Origin of the sequence: Bacillus sp. AFS017336 (assembly GCF_002555445.1) — a bacterium.
GTDB lineage: Bacteria > Bacillota > Bacilli > Bacillales > Bacillaceae_G > Gottfriedia.
In genome coordinates this window covers 176,909-184,443 of sequence record NZ_NUCO01000025.1, presented here as the reverse complement: position 1 = coordinate 184,443, position 7,535 = coordinate 176,909, and the positions used below count along the sequence as shown (strand labels likewise).

The window sequence follows — 7,535 nt, the reverse complement described above, 5'->3', positions numbered from 1 at the left end:
ACATTTGGGGTGCACTTCAATTCTGTTGGGTGTTTTTTATTTTTAAAAGTCTTTGTGCTTCCACTCGAACTTTTGACCTATATTTTCATCCCTTACCTTATTTCTGAGCTTGAAGTGATGCTCCAACAAAGTCTCTGAATAATGGTTGTGGTCTGTTTGGACGAGAAATAAATTCTGGGTGGAATTGAGATGCTACAAACCACGGGTGGTTTGGTAACTCAATAATTTCTACTAAACGACCATCAGGGCTAGTTCCTGAGAAAATAAATCCTTCTTGTTCCATTTGTTGACGGTATTCATTGTTGAACTCATAACGATGACGATGACGTTCGTAAACTACTTCATCACCATATGCTTCATATGCTTTTGAGCCTTCAACTAATTTACATGGATATAAACCTAAACGTAATGTACCACCTAAATCCTCAACATCTTTTTGCTCTGGTAATAAATCGATAATTGGGTAGTTAGTTGTTGGATCGATTTCTGCTGAGTGAGCACCTTTCAGTCCTAAAACATTTCTAGCAAATTCGATTGATGCAATTTGCATACCTAAACAAATTCCTAAGAATGGTACGTTATTTTCACGAGCGAATTGCGCAGTTAAAATTTTTCCTTCTACACCACGGTCTCCGAATCCACCTGGTACAAGAATTCCATCAACATCGCTTAAAAGTTCATTTACGTTAGCTGTTGTAACTTCTTCAGCGTTAATCCATTTGATTTCAATTTCACTATCAAAAGCAAATCCTGCGTGCTTTAATGCTTCTGCTACTGAAATATACGCATCTTGTAATTCTACATATTTACCAACAAGAGCAATTTTTGTTGATTTCGTTAGGTTTTTAACTTTGTCTACTAATGAAGTCCATTCTGTCATATCTGCTTCATTTGTTTGTAGTTTTAAATGGTTACATGCGATACTGTCTAATCCTTGTGCTTGTAAAGCTAATGGGATTTCGTAAAGTGTATCAGCGTCTACACATTCGATTACGTCTTTAGCATCTACATCACAAAATTGTGCAATTTTATCTTTCATTTCTTGTGGTACAGATGTTTCTGAACGTAAAACGATCACGTTTGGTTGAATACCAATACTACGAAGTTCTTTTACACTATGTTGAGTTGGTTTTGTTTTTAACTCACCAGCTGCTTTAATATAAGGAAGAAGCGTACAGTGAACATACATTACATTGTCGCGACCTACATCGCCTTTAATTTGACGAATAGCTTCCATAAATGGTAATGATTCGATATCACCAACAGTTCCACCGATTTCAGTAATAACAACATCCGCATTTGTTTCGCGACCAGCACGGAAAACTTTATCTTTAATTTCGTTTGTAATATGTGGGATAACTTGTACAGTTCCACCTAAGTAATCTCCACGACGTTCTTTTTGTAAAACTGTAGAATAAACTTTACCACTAGTTATATTGTTGAATTTAGTAACATTAATATCAACAAATCTTTCATAGTGACCTAAGTCTAAGTCTGTTTCTGCGCCGTCATCTGTTACGAAGACTTCACCATGTTGGTAAGGACTCATAGTTCCTGGGTCTAAGTTAATATAAGGATCGAACTTTTGAATTGTTACATTTAATCCTCTGTTTTTTAGTAATCGTCCTAAAGATGCTGCAACAATCCCTTTACCAAGAGATGAAACTACGCCACCTGTTACAAAAATATACTTTGTCATAATTGAGCCCCTTCCATTTTTAGCATTCGTATTTTATTTTTTCTTACTAGAAATTACAAAGCTAAATTCTAAAAATAATTTAATAACTTTTTGTATGCATGCTTTATTGTCTTCCAAAATGGGTTTTTTTCATGCAAATTTTTAACTTTTTGATTCAATAAGAATATAGCAATGTTCGTATCTTTACTATAAAGTTTTCTAAAAAAACAAAGACGCCCCCTATATAAAATAGGGAGCGTCGAATTATATATCGTTCTTTTTAAAGAGCCCAATAAAGATTCTACTCATTCAGTCCTAAAAAGTCAAGAACTTATCGTTCTTCTTCCTCTTCAAATTCATCTAATTCTTCATCGTCTTCTTCTTCTAGTTCTAAATCTTCATCCTCTAGGTCTATATCCTCATCGTCTTCGTCGATTTCTTCATCATCGAATTCATCCGTTTCGTCATCTTCAACTAGATCTTCATCAAGTTCATCTAACTCAGCGTCTTCTTCTTCAAACTCGTCTTCATCAGATGTGTCGTAATCATCAAATTCTTCATCTTCTTCTACTTGCTTACGTTTCTTCTTAGGTTTTGCAACAGGTAATACTTCTTCTTCTGCTTGGTCATATGGATACCATGCACGTAATCCCCAGCGATTTTCACCTAAACAAACGAAACGTCCATCAATATTTAATTCTGTATAAAATTGAGGAAGTTTTTCCATAAGCGCATCTCTAGTTACACCTAAAACAGTTGCCATTTGGTCAACTAAGTCATAAAAAGAAATAGGTTCCTTTGTTTCAGAAAAAGTTTCATATGCTAATTCAATAAGCGATAATTCTTTTAATTGCTCTTCCGAGTAATGCTTTAAACTCAAGGTAAGCACTCCTTTAAAAATAATATTTTCACCATAATTTTAGTAACATTATGTATAAATTTTACTTGTTAGTTATAAAATACATATCTTTCATTATAAACAAAACTAAGTTAAATATGCTAGCACCTTGTCTATATTTTTCAATATTAGATTAATTTTTCATGAAAATAGTAAAATGAGCGTCCAAAAGACGCTCAAATAAGGGCAGGGTTTAGGGGATGTAGATCGGTCGATAAAAAGGATTTCAATGACCTCCCTCTCCCCCTTGTATAAATTGTGTAGTTAATGATGTCTAACTCCCGTCGTTTGCTCCTCTTTAGGCAGAGCAAATAACTTTCGTAACTGTTTATTACATATTTCTACGGTATTGTCCGCCAACTTCATATAAAGCTTGCGTAATTTGTCCTAAGCTAGCCACGCGAACAGTATTCATTAGCTCTTCGAATAAATTACCGTTCTTGCGAGCAACTTGTTTCAATTGTTCTAAAGCGACTTGAGCTTCAGATTTATTTTTAACTTGGAATTGTTCTACATGATCAATTTGCGATTGTTTTTCCTCATAGCTTGATCTAGCGATTTCCATTGTATTAATGGATTCCATTTGCTCATTAGGATTGATATAAGAGTTTACTCCGATGATTGGAAGATCTCCATTATGCTTTAGTGTTTCGTAATAAAGTGACTCTTCTTGGATTTTACCACGTTGATATTGTAGTTCCATTGCACCTAATACGCCACCACGATCACTGATTCTCTCAAACTCTTTTAGAACTGCTTCTTCTACTAAATCAGTAAGCTGTTCAATGATAAATGATCCTTGAATTGGATTTTCATTTTTCGATAGACCATTTTCTTTTTGAATTATAAGCTGAATAGCCATTGCACGACGTACTGATTCTTCAGTAGGAGTTGTAACAGCCTCATCATATGCGTTTGTGTGAAGTGAGTTACAGTTATCATATAAAGCTAATAATGCTTGTAATGTCGTACGAATATCATTAAATGCCATTTCTTGAGCATGTAAAGAACGACCTGATGTTTGAACATGGTATTTAAGTTTTTGACTACGCTCAGATGCACCATATTTATCTTTCATGGTAACAGCCCAAATTCTTCTCGCCACACGTCCGATCACTGAGTATTCAGCATCTAGACCATTACTAAAGAAGAACGATAAATTATGAGCAAAATCATCAATCTTCATGCCTCGACTTAAATAATATTCAACGTAAGTGAATCCGTTTGATAAAGTGAATGCAAGTTGTGAAATTGGATTTGCTCCAGCTTCAGCAATATGATACCCAGAAATTGAAACTGAATAATAATTACGAACACTATTATCGATAAAGTACTGTTGAATATCTCCCATCATTTTTAAAGCAAATTCTGTTGAGAAGATACAAGTATTTTGCCCTTGATCCTCTTTTAAAATATCAGCTTGAACTGTTCCACGAACTTTTTGTAACGTTGCTTGTTTTACCACAGTAAACTCTTCAACTGTTAAAATTCGACCTAGTTCTTTTTCTTTTAACTCAACCTGTTGATGAATAGCTGTATTTAAGAACATAGCTAAAATAATTGGAGCTGGACCGTTAATTGTCATCGAAACTGATGTTGAAGGGCTACATAAGTCAAACCCATTGTAAAGCTCAATCATATTTTCTAATGTACATACGTTTACGCCACTTTCACCAATTTTCCCAAAAATATCAGGACGAATTGCTGGATCTTCGCCGTATAAAGTTACTGAATCAAATGCTGTACTTAAGCGTTTAGCTGGGTCATTCTCACACAGATAGTGGAAACGTTTATTTGTTCTACTTGGTGGTCCCTCACCAGCAAATTGTCTCTTTGGATCTTCGTCTTGGCGCTTGAATGGGAACACCCCGGCTGTAAATGGGAAGTATCCAGGTACATTTTCTTTTGCAACCCATCTTAGTAAGTCACCATAGTCACGATATGTTGGAACAGACACTTTAGGTATTTTCGTACCAGATAATGTTGTTGTTGTTAACTCAACTTTTATTTCTTTATCTCTTATTTTTTGAATAAGTTGATCTTTTGAATATGCCTCTTTAATCAATTTAAAATGATTTAGAGCTTGTTTAGTAGAAGGAGCAAGAGATTCTTCAAATTTATTTTTCAAATCTACTATAGTGCTTTTTCCATCTTCAATGTTTTGTGATTCGATTTCAGCTAGCGTTCCCTCAATTTGATATAGCTTTGAAGCTTTTGCTGCTTCAACTTCGGTATTAGTATGATAATCTCTTACCGCTTCTGCGATTTCTCTTAAGTAAAAACGACGATTACTCGGAATAATGACATGTTGTTTTTCAACGTTTCCTGGTTTAATATACGTCGTGTTCCACTCATTTGCAGTATGTTTTTCAATTGCCCCAGTTAAAGCTAAGAATAAATTATTAGTACCTGCGTCATTAAATTGACTAGCAATCGTACCGTAAACTGGCATTGTAGCTATATCATCATGGAAAAGATGGCGACTACGTTGATATTGTTTTTGAACAAGTCGTAATGCATCCTCTGAGCCTTGACGTTCAAATTTATTAATTGCAATTAAATCTGCGAAGTCAATCATATCAATTTTTTCTAATTGAGAAGGTGCTCCGAATTCGCTTGTCATAACATACAGATGAATATCACTGTATTGAGTAATTGCTGCATCACCTTGACCGATCCCACTTGTCTCAACAAAAATAACGTCAAAATCCGCTGTTTTTAAAATTGAGATCGTATCCTCTAAAGCATTCGAGATTTCAGATTGGCTATCTCGAGTTGCTAAACTTCTCATATACACATTTGGATGGTGAATTGAATTCATACGAATACGATCACCTAATAGTGCTCCACCCGTTTTTCGCTTCGTTGGGTCAATCGAAACAATACCGATTGTTTTTTCAGGAAACTCTTGAATAAAACGGCGTACTAGTTCATCTGTTAATGAACTTTTACCAGCTCCACCAGTACCAGTCATACCAATGACTACACTTTTACTAGTTTCTGATTTTTCTAATGTTGCTGCCATTTCTAAACTTGAATCTAAAGAACCTTTATTTTCAGCTAGAGTAATGAATCTAGCAATCTCTTTATGATTTGTTGCGGATAATTTTTGAACATTTTCTAAGTCCTTCAAAGGTGGAAGAAAATCTGTGCTTTGTAGCATATGATTAATCATTCCTTGAAGCCCCATAATGCGTCCGTCTTCAGGTGAATAGATTTTAGTAATTCCGTATGCTTCTAGCTCCTCTTGCTCTTTAGGCAAGATTACGCCCCCTCCGCCACCAAATAACTTGATGTGAGCTGCGCCTCTTTCTTGAAGTAAATCATACATATATTTAAAGTACTCCATATGTCCACCTTGGTAGGAAGAAATAGAAATACCTTGTACATCCTCTTGAATAGCTGCGTTAATAATTTCTTCAACAGAACGGTTATGACCTAAGTGAACTACTTCAACACCGTTTTCTTGCAATAATCTTCTAATCATATTGATCGACACGTCATGACCATCAAATAAGCTTGAAGCAGTAACAAAACGAATCTTATGTTTAGCTTGATACTTTTCTACCATACTAATCATCCCCCGGAATTATAATTACCTTTTTCGTAAAAGAAAACTTGGTAAAGGGTATCCCATATTCCTTATACCAAGCTATCCTGATCATTCGTAATGCAAAATTAAAATTAAGCTATATTTTTACAGCATTCTTGAGATTACTAGTTTTTGAATTTCTTGTGTACCTTCATAAATTTGAGTAATTTTAGCATCTCTCATGAAGCGCTCCACAGGATAATCCTTTGTATATCCATATCCACCGAAAACTTGTACTGCTTCTGTTGTAACTTTCATTGCAGTATCACCTGCAAATAATTTCGACATTGCAGATTCTTTACCATATGGAAGCCCATTCGACTCTAACCATGCTGCTTGATAAGTTAATAGACGAGATGCTTCAATGCTTGTAGCCATGTCAGCAAGTTTAAACGAGATACCTTGTTGAGCAATAATTGGCTTTCCAAATTGAACACGCTCTCTAGCATAATCAACTGAAGCGTCTAGAGCACCTTGTGCAATACCTACTGCTTGTGCAGCAATTCCATTTCTTCCGCCGTCAAGAGTTTGCATGGCAACTTTAAATCCCTTACCTTCTTCACCTAAAAGGTTTTCAGCAGGGATACGACATTCTTCAAAGATTATTTCAGTTGTTGGAGATGAACGAATCCCTAATTTACTTTCCTTCTTACCAACTGAAAAACCTGGTGAATCACTTTCAACGATAAAAGCAGAAACGCCATGTTTATTTGTTGGGTCAGTCACTGCAAATACTACATAGATTTCAGCTTCTCCACCATTTGTAATAAATATTTTTGAACCGTTTAATATATATTCATTTCCTTCTTTTCTAGCAGTTGTTCTCATTCCACCAGCATCTGATCCAGAACCTGGTTCAGTTAATCCGTAACCACCAATTTTTGTTCCTTGTGCTAATGGTTTTAAGAATTTTTGTTTTTGTTCTTCCGTACCAAATTTATAAATCGGCCAACTAGCTAATGAAGTGTGTGCAGATAAAGTTACACCTGTTGAAGCACAAACTCTAGAAAGCTCTTCTACCGCAATAACATAAGCTAAATAATCACTACCGATTCCACCATACTCTTCTGGGAATGGAATGCCTGTTAATCCTAACTCAGCCATTTGATCAAAGATTGAACGATCAAATTTTTCATGCTCATCACGCTCAGCAGCTGATGGAGCAACCTCATTTCTAGCAAAATCTCTTACCATTTTACGAATCATTTCATGTTCTTCACTTAAACGAAATTGCATAGATCATTTCCCCCGATTTTTGCTAGGACAAGGATGAACAATTAAATAAAAGTTTTAATTAAAGATACTTAGTATATATCCTATTCCTTTTTACCTTATTGCTCCCTTATCACTGCCATGTTCTTTTTGTC

Annotated in this window: 4 protein-coding genes; all 4 read right to left on the bottom strand. The window is 35.2% G+C overall.

Going from position 1 to position 7,535, the window contains the following annotated elements:
* Positions 1–97: 97 nt before the first annotated feature.
* The 4 genes from CN601_RS16480 to CN601_RS16465 all read right to left on the bottom strand — a co-directional run bounded on the left by CN601_RS16480 (position 98) and on the right by CN601_RS16465 (position 7,404).
* The gene (locus CN601_RS16480) at positions 98–1,699 is read right to left on the bottom strand and encodes a CTP synthase (protein WP_098118961.1); all 1,602 of its coding nucleotides are present in this window, start codon (positions 1,697–1,699) and stop codon (positions 98–100) included.
* Positions 1,700–2,009: 310 nt separating this feature from the next.
* Positions 2,010–2,558: a DNA-directed RNA polymerase subunit delta gene (rpoE, locus tag CN601_RS16475; RefSeq protein WP_098171676.1), complete on the bottom strand. Its 549-nt coding sequence runs from the start codon at positions 2,556–2,558 to the stop codon at positions 2,010–2,012.
* Between the two features lie 349 nt (positions 2,559–2,907).
* A complete protein-coding gene (icmF, locus tag CN601_RS16470; RefSeq protein ID WP_098118963.1) occupies positions 2,908–6,147 on the bottom strand; it encodes a fused isobutyryl-CoA mutase/GTPase IcmF in 3,240 nt (1,079 codons plus the stop codon).
* A 126-nt stretch (positions 6,148–6,273) separates the two neighbouring features.
* Positions 6,274–7,404: an acyl-CoA dehydrogenase gene (locus CN601_RS16465; RefSeq protein WP_098118964.1), complete on the bottom strand. Its 1,131-nt coding sequence runs from the start codon at positions 7,402–7,404 to the stop codon at positions 6,274–6,276.
* Positions 7,405–7,535 lie beyond the last annotated feature (131 nt).